The sequence below is a fragment of the uncultured Microbacterium sp. genome (assembly GCF_937927635.1).
GTDB lineage: Bacteria > Actinomycetota > Actinomycetes > Actinomycetales > Microbacteriaceae > Microbacterium.
The window spans coordinates 20,719-43,259 of sequence record NZ_CALBRW010000046.1 but is presented as its reverse complement, the minus strand read 5'-3'; the positions used below and the strand labels follow the sequence as shown (position 1 = coordinate 43,259).

Sequence of the window (22,541 nt, the reverse complement as noted above, 5' to 3'; positions counted from 1 at the left end):
CTCCCGGGCATGGAGAAGTCCGCATCCGGGTCGCAGGACCCGGATGCGGACGGACCTCCCGGTGATGGTGACACGAGGGGGAGGTGTCACCACCACCGGTGGCTCGGCGGCGCTCAGCCCTGTCGGCTGCGGCGCTTCGCGCCGACGACCACGAGTGCGCCACCGGCGACCAGCGCGAGTGCGCCGCCTCCGAGGACCCAGCCGGACACCGTGCCGCCGGTGATGGCGAGCGTGGTGCCGGAGTTCGTGGATGCGAGGGCGGCGACGTTCGGATCGTGGTCGCAGTTCGCGACGGCGTCGTGCCCGTGGGACACGACGATCGTGGCGACATACGGACGCGATCCGCCGAACGACAGCTCGTAGGCGCCCTGCCCATCAGCCGGGGGACGGAACGAGGCCACCATGCTGCCGTCGGCATGCGCGGTGTTGTCCGTGATGCTCGCGCTCGACGCGTTCGCGCCGGCGATCGAGACAGGGACGTGCTCGTTCGCCTGGAAGAAGCCCGCGCCGAAGATGACGGAGGACACCTCGCAGACACCGATACCCGGGTGATCGACGGACACATCGGGCCCGTCGGTGTAGGTCGCCGCCGAAGCGGCCGTCGGACCAGCCAGCACGAGTGCGGCAACGGCAAGGCCGAGCGCAGCCGTCTTTCTCTTGTTCAGCATGATTCTCCCCAGAATCCATGCGGAATCACATCCGATGACTCCCCAGCCCCCGGATGCTGGGCCCTTCTGCCCCCACGGCAGAATCAGTGAGCCCGGTATTCCCCAGTACGAGAAAAGCTATCGCATCCGGAGTCGAATGTCACGACGCGCAGGAGAGTTTTACGGATTCCACCTTCGGATCGGATGCCATCGGCGTGTGCACGATGTCGGTCGACCGGATGCCGGTGCCCGTGCCGATGTAGTCGACGGTGATGGTGCTGGTGGCGCCGGGCGCCAGAACGAAGTCGTGCTGGATGGCGATGCGCCCGTCGAGGTCGGCGGTCTGCACCTTCTCCTCGACGCCATCGCGTCGGATGTTCGTGGGTGTGGCTCCTTCGGGGCCGTACACGGCGATGCGCGTGCCGATGCTGCCCGGCTCCACGCCGTAGTGGCCGCCGCCGGTGACGTACTCCGACAATGACGTGGCGGCATCCGCCGGGGCCGTGTTGGTCCAGGTGACGCTGACGCGCGTGGTCGGGTCGCCGTGGCACACGCCGGTGGCGACGGTGATGCTCGCCTTCGCGTAGTAGTCCATCTTTCCGCCGGTTGTGTCGTTGATCAGCACGCCGACATGCGGATGCTCGGCCGTGTCGCGGGGGAGTGCACCGCCGAGAGCGGATGCCGCGATGATGCGCTGCTCGTCGTCGCGGGCACTCCATAGTCGGATGCGGTTCTCCGCGGCGGCATCCGCCATCGCGGTGACGAGTGCGCGGGGATCCTGGCTGTGCAGCGCCGCGGTGAACAGCCGGCCGGCGACGCCGGCGAACACGGCATCCTGAGCACGCGGATCGGGCACGAGCCGGTAGACGTCGGAGAGCAGGGTGCGCAGCACATTGTCGGCGTCGAGCCGGAGTGGGCCGACCTGCTGCGGCCCGGTGACGCGCAGCAGGTGCTGGGCCACGACCGTGTCGATGGCGACGGCCCCGTCGATGCGGGCGCCGAACCTGTCCTGCCAGCGGGTGGCGAGCAGCGGTGCGGCTTCGGCGAAGTCGGGGATGCTGGAGATGTTCTGGATGTAGCGACCGGGGCCGTCGCCGAACAGTGCCGTGGTCGAAGCTCTCAACGGAAGCGGGTCGGCGAGGGCGGGGAAATCGGCTGTGGATGCCTGGCCGGCGATGCTCAGTGATCCGTGATCTGCCTGCACGACCGCCAGCGCTCCGACGATGCCGCCGTCGGAGCGCAGCTCGGCGTTGTTGAGCATGGCGATGACATAGGTTCGGGGACCGTCGATGCCCAGCATCGACGGGATCAATGCTGCCGCGTCGTGCAGCGTCCCGACGATCCCGTTCGCCTCGTCGACGGTGCTTCGGAGTTCGGACACGGCATCTGCCAGCGGCGGGAGCAGGGAGTCGGTGCCGATGCGACCGGCGTCGGCGGAGGCGCGCGAGAACGCGGCTGCCGCGGCGGCGAGCGGCTTCTGCGCCTTCGTGAACGGAGCGAGGTCGATCGCGCCGTCATGCAGGCCGAAGCGCTTCAGGTCGATCCCCTCGGATGCGGCCAGGAGGGGCGTCATCCCCTCGGTCGCGATGTCGTCGGCGATCCGGGCGGCCTCGCGCACGGCGGTGAGGTTCGGGCCGAGCCAGGGGACGATCTCGAACGCCCGCCAGATCGGGTCGGAGGTCAGTCCGCGTGCCGAGTCGGCGTGCTTCGCGAGGCTGTGGGCCTCGGCGGTGGCGGTGCTGAGGTCCCCGGCGGCGACATCCGTGCGCAGCTGAGATGCGGAGGTCTTCACCGCCTGCAGGTCGGTGACGGCGTTCAGCCCGCGCACGACGACCCACCCGATGCACAGCAGCAGAAGCACCACGAGAGCGGTGATCGACCACCCGATCCACCGTCTGCGGTGCGATGCGGGAGGGAGCGCTGCGGAGTCGTCGGTCACCGGAGCATTCAAGCACGAACCGGTGGGCTTCGTTCGGGCTCTGCGCGGTCGCGCCTCGGGCGTTCTCGCGGGTGCGCACTTAGGCTTGCCTCATGAGTGTGCAGTTGCGGGTGGTGCTCGATCAGGTGTCGCAGGTCGTGGACGCCGATCAGGCGGCCGCGGCGCTGTCGCTGACGGCCGGCCTGATCGCCACAGCCCCCCGGGGCTGTGCGGTGGCGGCGCTGGTGCCGCGCGGCGCCGAGCTGCGGCTGAAGGGCGTGCAGGATGTGCACACGCTGCCGCTGGCGAGGGCCGAGCTGACGGCCGCCTGGCAGCTGGGCATCACCGCCGGTGTCGGGGGCGGGCTCATCCACGCGCCGAGCCTGATGGCCCCGCTGGTGCGCCATGATCGCAGCAACGACAACGACCAGACCACGGTCGCGCTGTGGGATCTGCGGGCCTGGGAGCATCCGGAGTCGCTGCCGAAGGCCAACGTCGCGTGGCAGCGGGGCATGCTCAAGCGCGCCGCGAAGCATGCGGATGCCGTGGTCGTCCCCTCGCACGCGATGGGACGCCGGCTGGGTGAGATCGCGCGGCTCGGCGACCGCATCCGCGTGATCGCCGGGGCAGCGCCGGAGGACTTCCGCGTGCCCGCCGACGCGGTCGCGCGACGGGGTGAGTTGCAGCTTCCCGAGCGCTACGTCGTGCTGTCCGGCGATGCGGAATCCCTCGCGGTCGGGTTCCAGGCCGCCGCTCGCGCAGGGGTGGATGCCGTCGTGCTGGACGTCGCCCCGGGCGGGGAGCCGCTGCTGGCGGATGCCGCTTCTGCCGCAGGACTGCCGGAGCATCGTGCGCACCTGCGCGGTGAGCTGGGTGTGGAGGATCGCGCGGCCGTGCTCGGCGGTGCGGCGGCGTTCGTCGCGACGTCAGACGAGTCTGCATGGCCCTGGCGGGCCGTGGAGGCGATGACGCTGTCGGTGCCGCTCGTGGCGGTGTCCTCCGGCGTGCACCACGACGTGATCGCCGATGGCGGTGCGGTCGTGGATGCGCGGGAGGTTGCGGATGCCGTCATCGACGCGGTGGGTGCGGGGGAGAAGCGGTTGAGGGTGCTGGCCGCCGACCGCGCGCGGGCGTTCTCGTGGGCGAGCTCCGCCGAACGGCTGTGGGCGCTGCACGCCGAACTGTGAACGTGCGAGGCTGAGTGGGGCCTTCGAATCTCGGCGAAACGCCGATGCGGTTGCGGCCGGAAATGTTCCCACTGGCATCATTGCGCGACTTCCGTCACACTAGTCACATGCATTCCCGCGGTATCCCCAACGCGCGCGCGTTCCGCTCGGGTCGTCTGACGGTGGTTCTGATCGCCATCCTCGCGACGATCTTCGGTACGGCTGTGCCTGCTTTCGCGACTCCAGCCTCAGTCGCGGCGACGTCGACGCCTCCTGCCCAGGCGACCGTCGGAGGGCCGGTGCAGGCATCGCTCGCCGGGTTCTCGGCAGGGAACATCATCAGCGACGCGGTCTTCACGAGCAAGTCGACGATGACCGAGGCGCAGATCCAATCGTTCTTCAACTCGAAGGTGAAGACGTGCCTGGGTGGTTCCGACCAGTTCGGCCCGATCGTCTGTCTGAAGGACTATCGCACCACGTCGGTGAACCGGCCTGCGGACAAGTACTGCAGCGGATACACCGGCGCGGCCAACGAGACCGCTGCGCGGATCATCTACCGGGTGGCTCAGTCGTGCAGCATCAATCCGCAGGTGCTGATCGTGATGCTCCAGAAGGAGCAGGGCCTGGTCACCCACACGTGGCCCAGTGCATGGCGCTACGACAAGGCGCTCGGCCAGGGCTGCCCTGACGATGCGGCGTGCAATCCGGCCTACGTCGGATTCTTCTACCAGATCTACGGCGCAGCCCGTCAGATGCAGATGTACATGGAGGGGAAGTACTTCACCTGGTACGCGCCTGGCCACACGTGGAACATCCTGTACCACCCGAACAGGGCCTGTGGCTCCTCGCCGGTATACGTCGCGAACAAGGCGACCTCCGCGCTCTACTACTACACGCCGTATCAGCCGAATGCCGCGGCACTGCGCGCCGGCTATGGCACCGGTGATGGATGCTCCAGCTACGGCAACCGCAACTTCTACAACTACTTCACCGACTGGTTCGGGTCGACGCAGACCATTCCCCCGGTCGCACCGACCCCGCCTCCGCCCACGCCGACGCTCGCTTCACTGGACAGGTCCGACTTCGTCGGAGCCATCGACTCCACGGGAGTGCTGTGGGGCTACCCGTTCGGGCAGAGCGTCTGGGGAGCGCGCAAGGAGCTCGCCACCGGACTGCCGACCTCGGGCCAACTGCTGAGCGTCGGTGATCTCGACGGTGATGGATACCGGGATCTCGTCGTGCTGGATCGGACGAAGTCGGCGGCCTATCTGCTCCGCGGTAACGGTACGAACCGCTTCTCGGCGAAGACCGCGCTGGCCGGCTCGTGGGCCGGCATCGTGCTGGCGACCTCGGCCGGAGACGCCAAGTCTGAGGGCGTGTCGGGCATGTACACCACCGATGCGGCCGGACGGCTCTTCCTCCGCGCAGGCGACGATCGCGGGGGATTCCGCGCGCCCGTGCAGATCGGCTCCGGATGGGGCGGGTACGACCAGATCACCGGCGGTGTGGACCTCGACAACGACGGGTATCCGGACGTCCTGGCCCGAGACCGCTCCGGCGTTCTCTTCTTCGCTTCGGGAACCGGCCGGGGAACGCTCAACGCGCCTGTGCAGATCGGCACCGGGTGGAGCGGAATGACGACGTTCTTCTCGCCCGGAGACTTCACCGGCGACAACCGCGCGGACATCCTCGCCGTGTCGACGGACGGCCAGATGTCGCTGTACCGTGGCCTCGGCAATGGTTCGGTGGCGTACGTCGAGCCCGTCGGGGCCGGGTGGCAGACCATGGTGACGATGGCCGGCGGCGGCGATTCCGTCACACTGCCGCGCGTGCCCATCGCCGGTGCAGGGAACGTGGACGGCGCCGGCGGCGCTGACGTTCTGGCGCTGACGGCGACCGGGCAGGCGCTGGTGTACGGCGGCAACGGTTCCGGCTCGTGGACGAAGACGACGACGATCGGCCAATGGGGCGCCAAGGACCGTGTCGTCGCGCTCGGCGACTTCAGCGGCGACGGCAACCGTGACATCGCGCGCATCGACTCCGCCGGAGCGCTGCTGCTGCTTCGCGGACGCGCCTCCGGCGGGTTCGACCCCGCCGTGCGGATCGGTACCTCATGGGGCGGTTTCCTGCAGGTCATCGGAGGACTCGACTTCGACGGCGACCGCAACGCCGACGTGCTCGCGGTCGCGAAGAACGGCGGACTCTGGCTGTATCGCGGCAACGGTCGCGGCGGGTGGCTGACGGGCGTCGGACAGCAGGTCGGACAGGGGTGGGTGCCCTTCAGTGATGTCTTCTACGCCGGTGACCTGAAGACTGACGGCAGCAGCAACCTGTTGGCGAGGCTCCCCGACGGGCGGCTGTTCGCCTACCCGATCAGCCGCACCGGCAAGTGGGGGACCGCGCGACAGGTCGGCAACGGCTGGCAGGTGATGAAGAACGTCCTCAGCCCCGGCGACTTCGACGGCGACGGTCATCCCGACCTGCTCGCAGTCTCGGCCGACGGCACGATGTACCTGTACCCCGGAGACGGCAAGGGCAGCTGGAAGCCGAGGAAGCAGGTCGGCTCCAGCTGGCAGTCCATGGCGCAGATCCGGTGACGCGAGACGCGTCGCCGGTCAGAACGTGCCTTCACAGCGAGCGAGGCGGGGCTTCTTCTAGGATGTGGGATAGCCGGTGCGACACCCCCGTCAGCACCGGATCCGAGCGAGTGGCCCTGTGAGCACAACCAGAGATCTTTTCACTGCCGTCCCGCGCACCGAGTTCGAAACCCCTGGAAAGAGCCATGGGCTGATCGATGTCGTGCGCTGGCGCTATCTGCTGCGCCTGCTGGTGCGCACCGGCGTCACGACGCGCTATCGCAATTCGGTGCTGGGCTGGGCATGGTCGTATGTGCGCCCTGCGGCGCAGTTCCTGGTGTTCTGGGTCGTCCTCGGCATCTTCATGAACCTGGATCGCGTACCCAACTACGCGGTCTACCTCTTCTCGGGCATCGTCGTCATCAACCTCTTCTCCGAGGGGTTCAAGAACGCGACGACGGCGATCGTGGGCAACGCGGCGCTGGTCCGCAAGGTCTTCCTGCCGCGGCAGCTGTTCGGGGTCTCGGCCGTGCTCGTCTCCTTCGTGCACTTCCTGCCGCAGATGGCCCTGCTCTTCCTGGTGTCCCTGCTGATGGGATGGTGGGCGCACGCGTCGATCCTCGGAGTCCTCGGCATCCTGGCCGGCATGGCCATCGTGATGGTCTTCTCGCTGGGGCTCGGGCTGTTCTTCGGCGCTCTGAATGTGCGATACCGCGATGCGGAGAACATCGTGGAACTGCTGCTGCTGCTGGCCACGTGGGCCTCGCCGGTGCTCTACGCGTGGACGATGGTGCATGATGCCATCGTCGGAAAGCTCGGTTGGCCCAACTGGGTCGTCGAGCTCTACATGCTCAACCCGATCACGCAGGGCGTCGAGCTGTTCCACTACGGATTCTGGCGTCCGGCCAGCGAGACCGTCGTGGCTGCGGCAGGGTATGCAGGCGACGCGCTGACCGCGGTGCCGCCGGGGCTGGCGATCAACACGCTGTGGACGGCGCTGATCGCCATCGCGACGCTGCTGATCGGCCAGTTCGTCTTCCGCAGCCTTGAGGGAAAGTTCGCCCAGGATCTATGAGCACCGCAGCCATCCGCCCCAGCATCGTCATCGACGGCGTGCGCAAGACGTTCACGCTCAACCATGCCTTCTCGCTGAAGGACACCGTCGTCTCCTGGGTCCGGCGCCGCAAGCTGACGTCGACCTTCGAAGCGCTGAAAGGCGTCGATCTCGTCATCGGAGAGGGGGAGTCCGTCGCGATCCTGGGGATGAACGGGTCCGGCAAGTCGACGCTCCTCAAATTGATCTCCGGTGTCATGGAGCCCGATGCCGGCGAGGTCCTCACACGAGGGCGGGTGGCAGGCCTCATCGAGGTCGGAGCGGGGTTCCACCCGGAGCTCTCCGGACGAGAGAACGTGTTCCTGAACGCCGCGATCCTCGGCATGAAGAAGCACGAGATCGAGGCGCGGTACGACGAGATCGTCGCCTTCAGCGAGATAGAGGAGTTCATCGATCAAGAGGTGAAGCATTACTCCTCCGGCATGTTCCTGCGGCTGGCTTTCGCGGTGGCGATCCACGTCGAGCTGGACGTTCTGCTGATGGATGAGATCCTCTCCGTCGGAGATGTGCCCTTCCGCGAGAAGTGCCGGCAGAAGTTCGAAGAGCTCATCGAGCGAGGCAAGACCCTGGTGGTCGTGAGCCACGACATGGAGATGGTGCGGGAGCTCTGCACGCGCGGTGTCGTGATCAGCAAGGGCGAGGTCATCTACGACGGTGAACTCGAGGGCGCGATCGCGCTGGTCGAGGCGTGATCCTCGACTGGCTGGCACAGGCTCCGGTGCTCCTCGGAGCCGTTCTGATCGTCTTCCTCCCCGGCATCGCGGCGCTCTATGCCGTGCGGATGCGCGGGCTCGCGCTGCTCGCGACGGCACCGCTGTTCTCCACCGCTGCCACAGCCATCATCGCCATGGTGCTCGGTGCCGCACGGATCTCCTGGTCGCCGCTGAGCTGGGGGATCGCGTCGCTGACGCTCGTGGGTCTCGCCGTGGTGCTCGGCAGGCTGATGCGAGGCGCACAGCACGAGCGGGGGGACGGTGGACGACGCTGGCTGATTCCGACGGCCCTGACCATCGGCATCATCCTCGGAACCTGGCGACTGGTCTCGTACATCTCCGACCCATCGGGCATCTCTCAGACCAACGATGCGGTGTTCCACATGAATGCCGTGCGGTACATCCTCGACACCGGGGACGCGTCCTCCATGCACGTGAACGCGGTGATCGGCGCGTCCTCGTTCTACCCGGCGGCCTGGCACGGCATGGTCGCGCTGATCGCGATGGCCACGGGCGCGGCCATCCCCGTGGCCGCCAACATGTTGACGCTCGTCATCGGCGCGCTGATCTGGACCCTCGGGCTCGCGTGGCTGGCGCGCGCGGTGACGGGGTCGAACACCGTCGCGGCATACACGGCAGTGCTCGCCGGGGCGTTGCAGACCTTCCCCCTGCTGATGTTCCAGTGGGGTGTGCTGTTCCCCAATGCCTTGTCCACGGCCATGATCCCCGCGGCGATCGGCGTTCTCGTCACACTGCCGCGCTGGACGGGGTCGGCGCGCTGGGCGACCGTGGCCAGGGCTCTGCTGCTCGTGCTGGTCTCCGTTGCCGCGCTCGCGCTCGCGCAGCCGGCCGGCATCCTGCCGTGGGCGGCGATCACGGCGGTCTGGCTGAGCGGGAACATCCTCGCGCGTCGGCGTGCGCTGGGACCTGTGGTGACTGTCGTGGCGATCGTCTCGCTGTGGGGCGCTGTGATCGGGATGTGGCTGGGGCTGTCGTCAGGGACCTCGGGCTCGCACTGGGCGCCGATCAGCGGCAAGCTCGCGGCGGTGGTGGACGTGCTGCTGAACGGGCAGGTGCTGATCCCCTTCGCGTTCGTGATCAGCCTGCTCATGCTGATCGGGCTCGTGCTGGCCGTCAGGTCCCCCCGGCTGCGCTGGTTCGCCGTGGCCTGGGCGGGCATCTCCGTGCTGTACCTGCTGGTAGCCGCGGTGGGTGCGCCGCTGATCCGCAACCGGGTTCTCGGGGCATGGTATGCGGATCCGTATCGCATCGCGGCGCTGGCGCCCATCGTCGTCATCCCACTGGCCGCGCTCGGACTCGACGGGCTCGTGCGCCTCGTCGCCAGGCGTCTGCATCGTGTCGAGAGCGGCGCGGGAGCGCTGGTGGGAGGCATGGTGGTGGCCACGGTGGTGATGATCGTCCTGATCCTCATCCGGCCGGTCGCGATGCCCGCGGTCACGCAGGGCACCTACGACCGCGACTCGCGGTACATCGCCGCCTCGGATTCGTACTTGAGCCCCGACAGGCGGGCGCTGCTGGAGCGGCTCCCCGAGCACGTCCCGGCCGGAGCGAGAGTGCTGGGCAATCCCTCGACGGGTTCGGGCTTCGGCTACTTCCTCAGCGGTGTCGACGTGTTCCCCCGCACCTGGTCGGCTCCGCAGAGCCCGCAGTGGCGTCTCCTGGCGCAGAGCCTGCGCGATGCGGCATCCGACCCCGCGGTCTGCGCCGCGCTGAAGGCCTACGGGGATCCGGAGTACGTGCTGGACTTCGGCCCCGGTGAAGAGGGCCCCGGCAGGTACGTCATGCCGGGGATGACGGACTTCGCCGGGCAGCCCGGCTTGCAACGCGTCGACTCCGTCGGAGACGCATCGCTTTGGCGCATCACGGCGTGCGCTCAGTAGTCCGGCGGATGCTCTCGCTAGAATCTGAGGCGATGCGTCCTGTTGATCAGCGCGTTCTCGTCGTCATCCCGGCGCTGAACGAAGAGGAATCCGTCGCGGACGTGGTCCGGGACGTGCGCGACGCATACCCCGCGGCCGATTGCCTGGTGCTGGACGACGGCTCCACCGACCGGACCGGTGCGCGTGCGCGCGAGGCCGGTGCCGAAGTGCTCCGGCTGCCCTTCAATCTCGGTGTCGGCGGTGCCATGCGAGCCGGCTATCGCTTCGCGGTCGACCACGGCTACGGCATCGTGGTGCAGGTGGATGCCGACGGTCAGCATGATCCGGCCAGCATCCCCGAGCTCATCGCCGCGCTCGCACGGGCGGACCTCGTCATCGGCGCGCGATTCGCCGGAAGGGGAGACTACGGCGTGCGGGGTCCGAGGCGGTGGGCGATGAGAGTGCTGTCGATCGTGATCAGCCGCGTCGCACGCACCGAACTGTCGGACGTGACCAGCGGCTTCAAGGCCGCAGGGCCCGCCGCCGTCGACCTCTTCTCGGTCGAGTTCCCCGCCGAGTACCTCGGAGACACGGTCGAGGCTCTCGTCATCGCATCGCGCGCAGGGCTGACGATCCGCCAGACCCCCGTAGAGATGCGCCGGCGGCAGGCTGGGGAGCCGTCCCACGGCCCGGTCAAGGCGGCGGTGTACCTGGTGAGGGCGTGCGTGGCGTTCAGCCTGGCGATGCTGCGCCCCCGGGCGAAGGCAGGGGGCCGCGCATGAACATGAGCACCATGACCTACATCTTCGGCATCGTCGCAGCCGTGCTGGCGCTCATCGCCATCATCGAGCTCATGCGTCGCGGTACGCTGCGGGAGCGGCACGCGCTGTGGTGGTCCGTCGGCGGTGTTCTCGCGCTCGTCATCGCGGTCTTCCCGCAGACGCTGAGCTGGGCCGCGCGCCTGCTCGGCATCGCGATTCCCGTGAACCTGGTCTTCTTCGTGGCCATCGCTCTGCTGTTCCTGGTCAGTCTGCAGTACGGGGCCGAGCTCACCCGCATGGAGGAGAAGCTCCGAGTGCTGGCGGAGCAGGCGGCGTTCCACGAACGCCGTATCCAGCTGCTCGAGAACGGCGCTCCGGATGCCACTGAGCCTGGCGCGGATCCACGAGAGGGGGACGTCGAGGAATGACATCGACTGCGCAGGTCGTGATCGCATCCAGGCTCTTCCCGCCCGAGGTCAATGCCGCGGCGTTCCGGCTGGGAGCCCTCGCCAGGGGGCTGTCCGCCCAGGGGATGGATGTCAGCGTGCTGACGACGACGCCGCCGCGGCAGGCCCCTCCTGTCCCCGATGAGAGCGGCATCCGCGTGCGGCGCTGGCCGGTTCTCCGGGATGCGGGGGGCAATGTTCGCGGTTATGTGCAGTACATGAGCTTCGACATCCCGCTCGTCGTCCGCATGATCGGACAGCGTTTCGACGTGGCTGTGGCGGAATCGCCACCGACCACCGGGCTCGTCGTGGCACTGATCTCGGCGCTGAAGCGTCGGCCGTTCGTGTACTACGCCGCTGATGTGTGGACTGACGGCGTGATCTCCATGGGAGCACCTGGGATCGTCGTGTCCGTCATGCGGGCGATGGAGCGTGCTGTGCTCCGACGCGCCCACGCGATCATCTCCGTGTCGGAAGAGGTCACCGACAGGCTCGTGCTGCTGGGAGCGGAGCGGAGCAGGATCTCCACGGTCGGCAACGGCATCGACACGGAGCTGTTCACGCCCGATGCGACACCGGCGTCCTCGGAGTCCTACTTCGTGTACACCGGGACGATGTCGGAGTGGCAGCAGCCCGACATCTTCATCCGAGCGTTCGCCCTGCTCTCCGATGAGTTCCCCGACCTGCGACTGCGCTTCTTCGGCCAGGGATCGGTCGAAGGGGATCTCAGAACGCTCGCACAGCAGCTGGTCTCCGGCCGGGTCGAGTTCGGCGGTGTGGTGAGCCCGCCCGAATCCGCATCCTGGATCCGCGGCGCGGTCGCGTCGCTGGTGAGCATCGTCCCGGGGATCGGCTACGACTTCGCCAAGCCCACCAAGACGTATGCCGCCGCGGCGATCGGCACACCGGTGCTGTTCGCGGGACCTTCCGCGGGTGCCGACCTGGTCCGCGGAGCAGGGCTGGGGCGCGCGGTGGAGTTCACGCCCACGGCGGTCGCGTCCGCGATGCGCGAGCTCCTGGCGAACGCCGGGGACGGCACGACCGAGAGAGAGCGGACGCGTCGCGCGTCATGGGCTGCGCAGCACGTGTCCCTGCGTGCGGTCGCGGAGCGCGTCGCCCGGGTGGTCTCACAGGCGGCGGGTTCACCTGCGCGTAAAATCGGAGACGATTCCGCCGGGACTCCCCGCGGTGACGAAAGGGCATCACAGTGACTTCACCCTCCAATGTGCGGATCGTCGACTCCGCGGACGTCTCCTCCGATGCCTCCATCGGTGACGGGTCATCGATCTGGCATCTCGCGCAGGTGCGCGAGGGCGTGCGCATGGGTGAGAACTGCATCGTCGGACGCGGTGCCTACATCGGCACGGGCGTGCAGATGGGTGACAACTGCAAGGTGCAGAACTACGCGCTGGTCTACGAGCCGGCCGAGCTCGGCGACGGCGTGTTCATCGGCCCTGCCGTGGTCCTCACCAACGACACCTACCCTCGGGCGATCAACGCCGACGGCTCGCTGAAGAGCGCGCACGACTGGGAGCCCGTCGGCGTGAGGATCGAGAAGGGCGCGGCGATCGGCGCCCGCGCGGTCTGCGTCGCACCGGTCACGGTCGGCGCCTGGGCTACCGTCGCCGCCGGCACGGTGGTCGTCAAGGACGTACCCGCCTACGCGCTGGTGGCGGGTGTTCCCGCTCGCCGCATCGGCTGGGTGGGGGAGTCCGGCGTGCCGCTGAAGGCGGGCGACGATGAGAAGACGTGGGTCTGCCCGGTCACGGGCGACCACTACACAGAACAAGACGGAATCCTGACCAAGGAGGTCGCGTGAGCGAGTTCATTCCCCCGGCGAAGCCGATCATCGGCGAAGAGGAGCGTGCTGCGGTCGACCGCGTGCTGCGCAGCGGCATGGTGGCACAGGGCCCCGAGGTCGCGGCCTTCGAGCAGGAGTTCGCAGCCCACTTCGTGCCAGGTCGTCCGGCCGTCGCAGTGAACTCCGGCACCTCCGGCCTGCACCTGGGCCTGCTGGCCGCGGGCGTCGGCGCGGGGGATGAGGTCATCGTCCCGTCGTTCACGTTCGCCGCGACCGGCAACTCCGTCGCGCTCGCCGGCGGCACTCCGGTGTTCGTCGACATCGAGCCGGAGACGTTCACGATGGATCCCGAGGCGGTGGCAGCGGCCATCACTCCGAAGACCAAGGGCATCCTGCCCGTGCACCTCTACGGGCACCCGGCGCGCATGCGCGAGCTGGAGAAGATCGCTGCCGACCGCGGCGTGGCGCTGTACGAGGATGCCGCGCAGGCACACGGTGCGTCGCTGGATGGCCGCCCGGTCGGCTCCTTCGGCGAGTTCGCGATGTTCAGCCTGTATCCGACGAAGAACATGACCAGCGGCGAGGGGGGAATGGTGACCACCTCGACCGATGAGATCGCACGTCGTGTCAAGCTGCTGCGCAACCAGGGGATGGAGCACCAGTACCAGAACGAGCTCATCGGGTTCAACACCCGCATGACCGACATCCACGCCGCCATCGGCCGGGTGCAGCTGACCAAGGTCGACGCCTGGACGAAGACGCGCCAGCAGAACGCGGCGTTCCTCGATGCGAACCTGCGCGGTGTGGTCGTTCCGCCGGTGGCCGCGGGCGCCGTGCACGTTTACCACCAGTACACGATCCGCGTTCCCGAGGACCGTGACGGCTTCGTCAAGGCGCTGAAGGAGGAGTACCAGGTGGGTGCGGGCGTGTACTACCCGATCCCGAACCACCGACTGCCGTCGCTGGCGCCGTACGCCCCGGGCCTGGAGCTGCCCGAGACCGAGCGCGCCGCGAGCGAGGTCGTCTCGCTGCCCGTGCATCCCTCGCTGAGCCAGGGCGACCTGGACCGGATCGTCGCCGCGGTGAACGCCGTGGCCGGAGCGGGTGCCTGATGGCCGATTCGCTGAGAGTCGGTCTGCTCGGCATCGGGATGATGGGGCGCCATCACGCCCGCGTGATCCGAGAGGTCGACGGCGTGGAGCTCGTCGCCATCGCTGACCCCGGCGGTGACCCGCACGGCGTCGCGGGCGATCTGGAGGTCCTCCCCGACATCGACGCGCTGATCGGCACCGGACTGGACATGGCTGTCGTGGCCGTGCCGACGCGGTTCCACGAGGACGCGGCGCTAAAGCTGGCGGCCGCCGGCGTGCACACGCTCGTGGAGAAGCCCATCGCGCATTCGCTCGAGGCGGGCCAGCGCATGGTCGACGCGTTCGCGGCGGCCGGCCTGGTCGGTGCCGTCGGACATGTGGAGCGCTTCAACCCCGCGCTGCAGCAGCTGCGTGCACGCCTGGAGGCGGGCGATCTCGGCGAGGTCTATCAGATCGTCACCCGACGTCAGAGCAACTTCCCCGCACGCATCGCTGACGTGGGCGTGGCGAAGGATCTCGCCTCGCACGACGTGGATCTGACGGCGTGGGTCGTGCAGTCGGACTACGAGCTCGTGTTCGCCCAGACCGCGTTCAAGTCGGGCCGCAAGTACGAGGACATGATCACGATCACCGGACGTACCGAGTCGGGCGTGATCGTCAACAACATCGTCAACTGGCTGTCCCCGATGAAGGAGCGGCTCACGGTCGTCACGGGGGAGAAGGGCACCTTCATCGCCGATACGGCGACCGGTGATCTGACCTTCTACGCCAACGGCACCATTCCGCTGGAGTGGGAGTCGATGACCACGTTCCGCGGCGTCTCAGAGGGAGACGTCACACGATACGCATTCCCCAAGCGAGAGCCGCTCCGTGTCGAGCATGAGGCGTTCCGCGACGCCGTCCTCGGCAAGAAGTCGCATCTGGTGACCATGGAGCAGGGTCAGCGGACACTCGTCGTCGTGGAGGCCGCCCTGGAGTCGGCGTCGAACGGAGCGTCGGTCCGGCTGTGATCCGAGTACTCGCGAAGCTGCGGGAGCTGATGCCGTATCTTCCCGCGGATGCCCGCAACTACCTGATCCGGTATGTGATCGTGTCGTGCCTGCTGGCGGTGCTCGACGTCGCCGCGCTGATGCTCCTGGCGATCACGCTTCCGGCGATGACCACGCAGCAGCCCATCGCCCTGCCGTTGATCGGGCGCATCACTCAGGACGCCTTCATCTGGGTCATCGTGGCCGTCGCCGCGCTGATCCTGCTGAAGTCCGCGCTGTCCGTGCTGCAGCAGTGGTTCGCGACCCGGCGCCTGGCGCAGTTCGAGCTGGAGATCGGCCGGCAGCTGTTCGATTCGTATATCAAGGCGCCCTGGACGCTGCGGATCACGCGCAACACCGCCCATGTCGTGCGCATCGCGGATGTCGGCATCGCCAACTCGATCACGGGCTTCGTGCTGCCGATCATCCAGTTCCCGTCGATGGCGGTGACGTTCGTGCTGATCCTCGGCGTGATCTTCGTCGCGCAGCCGCTGACGGCGATCATCACCGTGGTGTACCTCGGCGTGATCATGGCGGTGCTGTACTTCATCATCTCTCGACGCGTCGTGCAGGCGGGGCGGGTGGCGCTGACTTACTCGCTGCGCGTCGCCGCGCTGATGACCGAGATGATGCTGGCGCTCAAGGAGATCACGCTCCGTGACAAGACCGGCGAGATCGCCGGTGTCGTTCATCACAATCGCTCGTTCAGCACACGTGCGCGGGCGAACATGAACTTCCTGGGCTCGCTGCCGGGGTTCGTGCTCAACGCGGCGCTTGTGGGCGGGTTCCTGCTGGTGGGCGGTATCGGGATGGCGTTCGGCAGCATGGAGACCGCGCTCGCGTCGGTGGCGCTGTTCGCTGTGGCGGGGTTCCGTCTGGTGCCCTCGCTGACGGGCTTCCAGGGCATCGTCACCGCCACGACGGCGAACCTGCCGCACGTGGAGGGCGTCATCGAGGACATCCAGGCGTCCCGGGTCTACATGGACCAGCAGGAGCAGCTGGGCCAGGAGCCGCTGGCCGACGAGCCGCGCCACCTGCGCCTCGAATCGCTCTCGTTCACCTATCCCGGTGCCTCGGAGCCGTCGGTGCGCGACATCGACCTGACGATCCCCATGGGGTCGACGCTGGCGCTGGTCGGGGCGTCGGGCGCGGGCAAATCTACGCTGGTCGACATCATCCTCGGCCTGCTCACACCGCAGCAGGGCGGAATGCATCTCGACGATCAGTCGGTCATCGATGTGATGGCCGCGTGGCGCGCCAGGGTGGGGTACGTCCCCCAGGAGGTCGCGCTGTTCGACGGCACGATCAGCCAGAACGTCGCGCTCAGCTGGGACGAGGACGCCATCGACTACGACCTCGTGAAGAGGAGCCTCGCGAGCGCCCAGATGCTCGAGACGGTCATGGCGCGGGAAGGCGGGCTGCGCGCGCCGATCGGGGAACGCGGGATCGCGCTGTCCGGCGGCCAGCGTCAGCGACTCGGGATCGCGCGCGCACTCTACACGGATCCGCTGGTGCTGGTTCTGGACGAGGCCACCAGTGCACTGGACACGAAGACCGAAGCGCTGGTGAGCAAGGCGCTGAAGGATCTGAAGGGCCGCGTCACGACGATCTCCGTCGCGCATCGCCTCTCCACGATTCGCGACAGTGACATGGTCTGCTTCATGCAGGACGGCACCATCGCGGCCAGAGGGACATTCGACGAGCTCGTGGAGACCGTGCCGAACTTCGCCGAGCAGGCGCAGCTGGCAGGGCTGGCATGACGAGGCCGTTCGTCGACGTCGTCATCGCGTGCCATGATCCGTCCAGGCCGATCGCCCGCGCGGTGGGATCCGTGCTGGCCGACGACCGATCGCGCACACTGGCGCGCGTCACCGTGGTCGCGCACGGCCGGCGCGCGGTGGAGTTCGAGGAGCGCCTTGCCGGGATCGCCGGCGACTGGCGCGTGATCGAGCATCATGACGGCATCCGAAGTCCCGCAGGCCCGTTCAACAAGGGCCTGGACGAGGCCACGGCGGAGTACTGCGCGGTGATGGGCTCCGACGACTTCCTCGAGCCGGGCGCGCTGGACGCGTGGAGCACGGCCGCGCGCGATCGCCAGGCCGACATGGTCATCGCGCCGATGCGGATCGATGGCCAGCCGGTCATGCTCAACCCGCTGCCACGGGTTCGCCGAACTCGACGGCTGGATGCCGCGCGGGACCGTCTGCTGTACCGGACCGCGCCGCTGGGCCTGCTCCGGACGGCCACCGTTCGCAGGCTCGGGCTGCGGATGCACGAGGGCGTGCCGACTGGCGAGGACATCGAGTTCGGCGTGCGGATGCTCACCGAGGCCGATCGCATCGATTTCCCGCTCCGCGCTCCGTGCTACGTGATCGGAACGGACGCACGCGAGCGCACCTCGCATGCCGCGCTCGACATCCGGAGCACGCTGGAGCCGCTCGCAGCGCTGCTCGATGGCGCCGCGCCCGGAAGGATGACGGCGGAGCATCGGCGCGCACTGGCGATCAAATTCATCCGGATCAGCGTGCTGGGCGCGGCCAGGGCACGCCCAGCCGAGGAGGACTGGCAGGATGGCGACGTGGAGGAGCTGCGCGGGATGCTGGCACGGCTGATGTCGTTGAGCCCTGGCAGCGTCGGCCCGCTGTCGCGGAGCGAGCGGGTGCTCACGGATGCGATCAGCACGGCGACCCGCCCTGGTGACGTCATCGCCGCGATCGAGCGCTCATCGACCATGACCTCGCGCGCCGAGCGCCTGCTGCCGCGCCGGCCGCGCGCATGGCTGGACCGGGAGTCGCTGCTGCGCAGGTACGCGGTCCATGCGATCAGGGAACGGGGACTCGGATGACCAGGCCGACGATGCTCATCATCTCGTTCTCGCCCATCGCCTCGGATGCGCGCGTGCTGAAGCAGGTGCGCGGATTCGCCGACCGTTACCGGGTGACCACCTGCGGTTTCGGGCCTCAGCCCGACCCGCGCGTGGAGCACATCGAACTCGGCCAGGCGCACCCCGGGCAGGCGCGCCGGCTGATGGACGAAGCACTGGTGCGGATCGGCTGGTACCGCGCGGCGTACTGGGCGGGACCCACGACACGCGCCGCACGGGCGGCGCTGCGCGGCCGTCGCTTCGACGTCGTCATCGCAAACGACCTGGATACCGCCGGCGTGGCTGTCGCCATGTTCGGCGGTGGTCGTGTGCACAGCGACCTGCACGAGTACTGGCCCCAGTTGCATGGCGAGAACCCGCGGTGGATGGCGCATCGCTCGAAGCTGTACGCGTGGTTGCTGCGCGCCTACGTGCGACGCGCGGCGTCCGTGACGACGGTGAGTGCTCGCATCGCGGAGGAGTACCAGCGCGTGTACGGCATCCGGGCCGCCGTCGTCACGAACGCATCGCCGGCGCGTGACCTGTCGATCGGCGAGGTCTCTGCCCCGCTGCGACTCGTCTACAGCGGCGCGGGCGACGGCGAGCGGGGGCTGGAATCGCTTGTCGTGGCCGCCGCGCGGACGACGACGCCGGTGTCGCTGGATCTCTACCTCGTCTCCGCGACGCCGGAGTACCTGGCGGAGCTGCAGCGGCTGATCGACGACGAGGGCGCACCGGCACGGATCTGCGCCCCGCTGCCGTACGAGCGACTCGTTCCGACGCTGAACACCTACGACGTGGGCGTGTACCAGCCCAAGCCCATAAACCTCAACCACGCGTACGCGCTGCCGAACAAGGTCTTCGACTTCGTCCAGGCGCGATTGGCGCTGGTGATCGGTCCCGCCGAGGAGATGGCTCGCATCGTGCGTGAGCACCGGCTGGGAGTCGTCACGGAAGACTTCTCGACCGAGTCGCTGACTCGCGCGCTGGACGGTCTGAGCCCGGAGCAGGTGCGCGGGTTCAAGGCGGCGTCGGACCGGGCGTCGGCGGCGCTCTCCTCCCAGGTGCAGCAGCAGGGCTGGGAGCGCGCGGTGCATGCGATCGCCCAGGAGCGGGTGTGAGCGCCCGCTCCCGCGTGCGCGGGGCGGTGCTGGCTCCGCTCCGGGCGGCCTGGCGGTTCGTGCTCTCTCGCCGTCGGCGCCTGCCCGAGTTCGCGAACCGGTGGATCGACTCGATCGCAGAGAATCCGACATCCCCGCTCGGCCGTCTTGCTGGCCTGACCCTGTGGACGTACGAGGAGAGCGATGTCCCGGAGCCCGTGCGGGCGCCGGCTTCGCAGCCGGCGGTGCTCATCGGCCCCGTCAACTACTCGGCGCAGGCCGCGCAATGGGCGCGCAGCCTGCGCGATCGAGGGATCGACGCGGTCAACACGGCCATCGATGTTCCCGGAGGATACTCGTTCGCTGCCGACTCCATCGTGCCGCCCGCAGTGTACGAGATGTCGCAGCGCTGGCAGGATGCGGCGTTCCTGCGCGCGCTGGACTTCTCCCATGTGCTCATCGAGGCCGAGCGCTCGCTGTTCGGGAGGAAGTTCGGCCGTGACCTGCATCGAGAAGTCGCGGAGCTGACCTCACGCGGCGTCGCCGTGGCGATGATCGCCCACGGCACGGACGTTCGCCTTCCGCAGCGGCATGCGGAGTTGTCCGCACTGTCCCCGTACCGCGACCCGGATTGGTACTTCGGCAAGGAGGCGCGGGACGCTCAGCGCAACATCGCGCTGCTGGAATCCCTCGACGTCCCGGTGTTCGTCTCCACCCCCGACCTGATCGACTTCGTCCCGCAGGCGCTCTGGTGCCCCGTCGTCATCGACCCCTCAGCGTGGGAGGACACGCCGCGGGTCGCGGGGGACGGACCGCTGCGCGTGGTGCATGCACCCACCAACCCGCGGATCAAGGGCACTGACCTGATCGAACCGATTCTCACCCGGCTGCAGGACGAGGGGATCATCGAATACCGCAGGATCACCGGTGTGCCGCACGCCGAGATGCCCGCGCTGTTCGCCCGTTCCGATGTGGTCCTGGACCAGTTCCGGTTGGGCTCGTACGGCGTCGCGGCCTGCGAGGCCATGGCATCCGGATGCGTGACGATCGCGCATCTGGATCCCTGGGTGCGCGAGCGTGTGGCGGCGCAGGCCGGTCGCGAGGTCCCGCTGGTCGAGGCGACGCCGGACACGCTCGAGCGGGTGCTGCGCGAACTCGGCGGTGACGAGCGGATGCGATCGGACATCGCACGACAGTCGCGTGAGTTCGTCCGCGAGGTGCATGACGGGCGCCGAAGCGCCGAGGTCCTGATCGACAACTGGATCGGAGCCGTCGATGGGCGGTGAGATCGACGTGATCGTCGCCGTCCACGACATCGCGCGGCCCATCGGGCGAGCGGTGCGGTCCGTGCTGGGCTCGCACTCCGTGCATCGCGTGATCGTCGTGTGCCACGACCTGGACGCCGATGCCGTCCGCACCCGGCTCGGGGCCCTCGCAGACGACGAGCGCGTGCTGCTCACCGAGCACCGCGACGGCATCCGCAGCCCGGCCGGCCCGTTCAACCACGGTCTCGAGCTCGCCGACGCGCGATACGTCGCGGTGATGGGTTCCGATGACACCGTGACCGAGGGCGCGTTCGACTCCTGGCACGAGGTCGCGCTCTCGACGGGCGCGGACATGGTCATCGCACCGCTCAGGCACGCCGGCGGCGCGCGGGTGGCGACACCTCCGACCCGCAGACGACGCGGCCTGCGGGGCGAGCATGACCGCCTTGCCTTCCGCACAGCGCCGCTCGGACTCGTCTCTCGCGAGCGGTTCGGCCGGCTTCGCTTCACCTCGGGACTCGCGACAGGGGAGGATCTCGCGTACTCCACGAGGATCTGGTTCTCGGGGGCAGGGATCGCCGCTGCGGCGCCACCGGCGTACTACGAGATACACGACGACGGTGTCCGCGTCACCTTCAGCAGGCGTCCGCTGCGCGAGGATCTGCTCGCGGTGTCGCAGCTCATTGCGGAGCCGGACATCCTGGCGCTCTCGTCGGGACAGCGGCGGGCGCTCGCCGTCAAGCTGTGGCGCGTCAACCTCTTCGGCGGTGTGCACTATCGCGCAGGCGCCTGGGGCGAGGGGGACCGGGCTGCGGCCGCCGTCCTCGCGGCCGACCTCACCCGTTTCTCGCCGGAGAGCATCGGCGTGCTCTCCAGAGCGGAAGGCGCACTGCGTGAGGCGCTGCTGACCGCGAGCGTCACGGATGACGAGGTCGATGAGCGCTCCCGACGCCGCCGGCGCTTTCTCAGCTTCAGCGCGCTGGTCCCGGTGCGATCGGGCCTTGTGCTCTCCCGCGACGCACCACTGCGCTTCAGCGCGGCGACGTGGTGGGCGGGACGCGGCTGAGCCCGCACGCATAGACTGTGATCTCGTGAAGATCGTCAGTGTCGTGGGCGCCCGCCCTCAGTTCGTGAAGCTCGCCCCCATCCACAAGGCCGCCCGCGCGGCGGGCGTGGAGCACGTCATCGTGCACACGGGTCAGCACTACGATCCGATGCTCTCGGACGTGTTCTTCGAGGATCTCGGCATCGGCTCACCTGATGTGCACCTGGGCATAGGCAGCGGCTCGCACGGAGTGCAGACGGGCGCGATGCTGGCAGCACTGGATTCCGTGTTCGACGCGCACCGCCCGGACTGGGTGCTCGTCTACGGCGACACGAACTCCACGGTCGCCGCGGCGCTGAGCGCGGTGAAGATGCACATCCCCGTCGCGCACCTGGAGGCAGGCCTGCGCAGCTTCAACCGGCGGATGCCGGAGGAGCACAACAGGGTCGTCACGGATCACCTCGCCGATCTCCTGCTCGCACCGACGCGCGTCGCCGTCTCCCACCTCGCGGACGAGGGCCTGAGCTCACGTACGGAGCTCGTCGGAGACGTCATGACCGATGTGCTCTTCGAAGTCCGCGATGAGGTCGGCTCGCGTCCGTCCGTGCTCCTGGAGGAACTGGGCCTGGAGCCCGGCGGCTTCTATGTGGCGACCATCCACCGGGCCGACAACACCGACGACGGCGAGCGGCTCAGGGAGGTCATGTCCGCGCTCGCACACCTGGATCGTCCGACCGTGCTGCTCGCGCATCCCCGCATCGTCGCGCGAGCAGCCGAGCATGGGGTCGATCTCGATGCGGGTTCCCTGATCAGTCATGCGCCGCTGGCCTACCCCGACCTGATCGCCGCCTCGTTGGCGTCCGCGGGCATCGTGACGGACTCCGGCGGGCTGCAGAAGGAGGCCTTCCTGCTCGGCGTTCCGTGCACCACCGTCCGCACCGAGACCGAGTGGGTCGAGACGATCGAGCTGGGATGGAATGTGCTGGCGACGACAGCCGAGCAGATCGCCGCAGCCGTCACCCGTCCGAAGCCCGCGGCCACCGATGCCGCACCGTACGGCGATGGGCATGCTGCCGCCCGCGTGATCGACATGCTTCTCTCGCACGTCGGCCGCGAGGGCGGATGAC

19 protein-coding genes are annotated in these 22,541 nt (G+C 68.6%); 17 read left to right on the top strand and 2 right to left on the bottom strand.

Features of this window, described 5'->3' with window-relative positions; all coding sequences use genetic code 11:
* Positions 1-113 precede the first annotated feature (113 nt).
* Both Q0568_RS17125 and Q0568_RS17120 read right to left on the bottom strand, forming a co-directional pair.
* Positions 114-668, bottom strand: coding sequence for a hypothetical protein (locus Q0568_RS17125; protein WP_298868722.1), 555 nt, complete (start codon positions 666-668; stop codon positions 114-116).
* A 139-nt stretch (positions 669-807) separates the two neighbouring features.
* Positions 808-2,586, bottom strand: a complete 1,779-nt coding sequence (locus Q0568_RS17120) for a DUF4012 domain-containing protein (protein ID WP_298868720.1) — start codon at positions 2,584-2,586, stop codon at positions 808-810.
* A gap of 92 nt (positions 2,587-2,678) precedes the next feature.
* On the opposite strand from Q0568_RS17120, the gene Q0568_RS17115 reads away from it, so the two are divergent.
* The 17 genes from Q0568_RS17115 (at position 2,679) to wecB (ending at position 22,540) form a co-directional block, all read left to right on the top strand.
* On the top strand, positions 2,679-3,752 hold the full coding sequence (locus Q0568_RS17115) for a glycosyltransferase (RefSeq protein ID WP_298868718.1): 1,074 nt from the start codon (positions 2,679-2,681) through the stop codon (positions 3,750-3,752).
* A 107-nt stretch (positions 3,753-3,859) separates the two neighbouring features.
* The gene (locus Q0568_RS17110) at positions 3,860-6,328 is read left to right on the top strand and encodes a VCBS repeat-containing protein (protein ID WP_298868716.1); all 2,469 of its coding nucleotides are present in this window, start codon (positions 3,860-3,862) and stop codon (positions 6,326-6,328) included.
* 118 nt (positions 6,329-6,446) lie between these two features.
* Positions 6,447-7,382 carry an ABC transporter permease gene (locus tag Q0568_RS17105; RefSeq protein ID WP_298868714.1) on the top strand — a complete coding sequence of 312 codons (936 nt, stop codon included), beginning with the start codon at positions 6,447-6,449 and terminating at the stop codon, positions 7,380-7,382.
* Complete coding sequence (locus tag Q0568_RS17100) at positions 7,379-8,113, top strand: ABC transporter ATP-binding protein (protein WP_298868712.1); 735 nt, start codon at positions 7,379-7,381, stop codon at positions 8,111-8,113. The genes Q0568_RS17105 and Q0568_RS17100 overlap by 4 nt, the downstream gene beginning before the upstream one ends.
* Positions 8,110-10,035 (top strand): DUF6541 family protein, encoded by a 1,926-nt coding sequence (locus Q0568_RS17095; protein WP_298868710.1) that lies wholly within the window; start codon positions 8,110-8,112, stop codon positions 10,033-10,035. The genes Q0568_RS17100 and Q0568_RS17095 overlap by 4 nt, the downstream gene beginning before the upstream one ends.
* A gap of 32 nt (positions 10,036-10,067) precedes the next feature.
* On the top strand, positions 10,068-10,796 hold the full coding sequence (locus tag Q0568_RS17090) for a glycosyltransferase family 2 protein (RefSeq protein WP_298868708.1): 729 nt from the start codon (positions 10,068-10,070) through the stop codon (positions 10,794-10,796).
* On the top strand, positions 10,793-11,203 hold the full coding sequence (locus Q0568_RS17085) for a DUF2304 domain-containing protein (RefSeq protein ID WP_298868706.1): 411 nt from the start codon (positions 10,793-10,795) through the stop codon (positions 11,201-11,203). Before Q0568_RS17090 ends, Q0568_RS17085 begins: the two co-directional genes overlap by 4 nt.
* On the top strand, positions 11,200-12,432 hold the full coding sequence (locus Q0568_RS17080) for a glycosyltransferase family 4 protein (protein WP_298868704.1): 1,233 nt from the start codon (positions 11,200-11,202) through the stop codon (positions 12,430-12,432). Before Q0568_RS17085 ends, Q0568_RS17080 begins: the two co-directional genes overlap by 4 nt.
* On the top strand, positions 12,429-13,040 hold the full coding sequence (locus Q0568_RS17075; RefSeq protein ID WP_298868702.1) for an acyltransferase: 612 nt from the start codon (positions 12,429-12,431) through the stop codon (positions 13,038-13,040). Before Q0568_RS17080 ends, Q0568_RS17075 begins: the two co-directional genes overlap by 4 nt.
* Entirely contained in the window at positions 13,037-14,134 is a 1,098-nt protein-coding gene (locus Q0568_RS17070) for a DegT/DnrJ/EryC1/StrS aminotransferase family protein (protein WP_298868700.1), read from the top strand. The genes Q0568_RS17075 and Q0568_RS17070 overlap by 4 nt, the downstream gene beginning before the upstream one ends.
* Positions 14,134-15,123 carry a Gfo/Idh/MocA family oxidoreductase gene (locus Q0568_RS17065; RefSeq protein ID WP_298868699.1) on the top strand — a complete coding sequence of 330 codons (990 nt, stop codon included), beginning with the start codon at positions 14,134-14,136 and terminating at the stop codon, positions 15,121-15,123. Before Q0568_RS17070 ends, Q0568_RS17065 begins: the two co-directional genes overlap by 1 nt.
* On the top strand, positions 15,120-16,901 hold the full coding sequence (locus Q0568_RS17060; RefSeq protein ID WP_298868697.1) for an ABC transporter ATP-binding protein: 1,782 nt from the start codon (positions 15,120-15,122) through the stop codon (positions 16,899-16,901). The genes Q0568_RS17065 and Q0568_RS17060 overlap by 4 nt, the downstream gene beginning before the upstream one ends.
* Positions 16,898-17,986 (top strand): glycosyltransferase, encoded by a 1,089-nt coding sequence (locus Q0568_RS17055; RefSeq protein ID WP_298868695.1) that lies wholly within the window; start codon positions 16,898-16,900, stop codon positions 17,984-17,986. The genes Q0568_RS17060 and Q0568_RS17055 overlap by 4 nt, the downstream gene beginning before the upstream one ends.
* Positions 17,983-19,125 (top strand): glycosyltransferase, encoded by a 1,143-nt coding sequence (locus Q0568_RS17050; protein ID WP_298868693.1) that lies wholly within the window; start codon positions 17,983-17,985, stop codon positions 19,123-19,125. The genes Q0568_RS17055 and Q0568_RS17050 overlap by 4 nt, the downstream gene beginning before the upstream one ends.
* Positions 19,122-20,390 carry a hypothetical protein gene (locus Q0568_RS17045; RefSeq protein ID WP_298868691.1) on the top strand — a complete coding sequence of 423 codons (1,269 nt, stop codon included), beginning with the start codon at positions 19,122-19,124 and terminating at the stop codon, positions 20,388-20,390. Before Q0568_RS17050 ends, Q0568_RS17045 begins: the two co-directional genes overlap by 4 nt.
* Entirely contained in the window at positions 20,380-21,435 is a 1,056-nt protein-coding gene (locus Q0568_RS17040; RefSeq protein ID WP_298868689.1) for a glycosyltransferase family A protein, read from the top strand. The genes Q0568_RS17045 and Q0568_RS17040 overlap by 11 nt, the downstream gene beginning before the upstream one ends.
* Positions 21,436-21,460: 25 nt before the next feature.
* Complete coding sequence (wecB, locus tag Q0568_RS17035; RefSeq protein ID WP_298868687.1) at positions 21,461-22,540, top strand: non-hydrolyzing UDP-N-acetylglucosamine 2-epimerase; 1,080 nt, start codon at positions 21,461-21,463, stop codon at positions 22,538-22,540.
* Position 22,541 lies beyond the last annotated feature (1 nt).

What these genes read in the sequence shown, in the direction of transcription:
- Q0568_RS17125 (WP_298868722.1), bottom strand. Translation starts at nt 668, where the DNA reads ATGCTGAACAAGAGAAAGACGGCTGCGCTCGGCCTTGCCGTTGCCGCA.
- Q0568_RS17115 (WP_298868718.1), top strand. Translation starts at nt 2,679, where the DNA reads ATGAGTGTGCAGTTGCGGGTGGTGCTCGATCAGGTGTCGCAGGTCGTG.
- Q0568_RS17110 (WP_298868716.1), top strand. Translation starts at nt 3,860, where the DNA reads ATGCATTCCCGCGGTATCCCCAACGCGCGCGCGTTCCGCTCGGGTCGT.
- Q0568_RS17100 (WP_298868712.1), top strand. Translation starts at nt 7,379, where the DNA reads ATGAGCACCGCAGCCATCCGCCCCAGCATCGTCATCGACGGCGTGCGC.
- Q0568_RS17090 (WP_298868708.1), top strand. Translation starts at nt 10,068, where the DNA reads ATGCGTCCTGTTGATCAGCGCGTTCTCGTCGTCATCCCGGCGCTGAAC.
- Q0568_RS17085 (WP_298868706.1), top strand. Translation starts at nt 10,793, where the DNA reads ATGAACATGAGCACCATGACCTACATCTTCGGCATCGTCGCAGCCGTG.
- Q0568_RS17080 (WP_298868704.1), top strand. Translation starts at nt 11,200, where the DNA reads ATGACATCGACTGCGCAGGTCGTGATCGCATCCAGGCTCTTCCCGCCC.
- Q0568_RS17065 (WP_298868699.1), top strand. Translation starts at nt 14,134, where the DNA reads ATGGCCGATTCGCTGAGAGTCGGTCTGCTCGGCATCGGGATGATGGGG.
- Q0568_RS17055 (WP_298868695.1), top strand. Translation starts at nt 16,898, where the DNA reads ATGACGAGGCCGTTCGTCGACGTCGTCATCGCGTGCCATGATCCGTCC.
- Q0568_RS17050 (WP_298868693.1), top strand. Translation starts at nt 17,983, where the DNA reads ATGACCAGGCCGACGATGCTCATCATCTCGTTCTCGCCCATCGCCTCG.
- Q0568_RS17040 (WP_298868689.1), top strand. Translation starts at nt 20,380, where the DNA reads ATGGGCGGTGAGATCGACGTGATCGTCGCCGTCCACGACATCGCGCGG.